Origin of the sequence: Achromobacter sp. SIMBA_011, from assembly GCF_046535435.1 — a bacterium.
Taxonomy (GTDB): Bacteria; Pseudomonadota; Gammaproteobacteria; order Burkholderiales; family Burkholderiaceae_B; genus Achromobacter; species Achromobacter dolens.
Genome location: NZ_JAWRWN010000943.1, coordinates 1 through 250, shown reverse-complemented (window position 1 = coordinate 250; position 250 = coordinate 1). Strand labels below are relative to the sequence as shown.

The window sequence follows — 250 nt, the reverse complement described above, 5'->3', positions numbered from 1 at the left end:
CCCAGTTGGTCACGGGGGCGGAGTCCTGCGGCAGGCTTAACAGCTCCGGCGGCAGGTCGCTGATATGCACTTCGCGCCCAGACGCCATCACCGTGATCCAGCGGCAGGTGTTCTCCAGCTGGCGCACGTTGCCCGGCCACGGATACGCGCACAGCATCCGCAGCGCGTCGTCGGTCAGTTCGCAATGCGCGGCGCGGCCATGCTGCGCAGCCAGTTCCTCGAGCGTCGCGTAGACGAGCGCCGCGATGTC

The 250-nt window shown here is 68.4% G+C and carries 1 pseudogene; it reads right to left on the bottom strand.

What is annotated here, in order from left to right:
- Nucleotides 1-250: pseudogene (locus SB816_RS33770) on the bottom strand (AAA family ATPase); the annotation flags it as partial.